Origin of the sequence: Marinobacter salinexigens, from assembly GCF_008370345.1 — a bacterium.
Classification (GTDB): Bacteria; Pseudomonadota; Gammaproteobacteria; order Pseudomonadales; family Oleiphilaceae; genus Marinobacter; species Marinobacter salinexigens.
In genome coordinates this window covers 1-277 of record NZ_VTUU01000141.1, presented here as the reverse complement: position 1 = coordinate 277, position 277 = coordinate 1, and the positions used below count along the sequence as shown (strand labels likewise).

Genomic DNA, 277 nt, shown 5'->3' with positions numbered 1-277 from the left:
TTTGGTATAGTGGCATGCCTTCACCTTTGAACTTCCTGATCTCCTTCGGTTTGGTGATGCCCTTGGTGCCAATTTCTACCAGATGGTTGTCAAGATGCTTGATTGTCTTCTCGAAACCAACCAGAGCTTGCAGCAGGGATATTGTAACTGTTGCATGCAGGTCATTGCCTTCTCGTTTGAAGTGGCTGTGTAATGCTGTTCGGATCCTGAACTTCAAATCGCCTGGTTCGCCATCAATCTTAGGCTCGCCTTCCTCGAAAAACAAAACCTCCTGTCC

The 277-nt window shown here is 47.3% G+C and carries 1 protein-coding gene; it reads right to left on the bottom strand.

Annotated features, from left to right (window positions below; genetic code table 11):
• Nucleotides 1–277, bottom strand: a 277-nt coding sequence (locus FWJ25_RS20980; protein WP_246166909.1) for a J domain-containing protein, incomplete at both ends; no start/stop codon positions are given.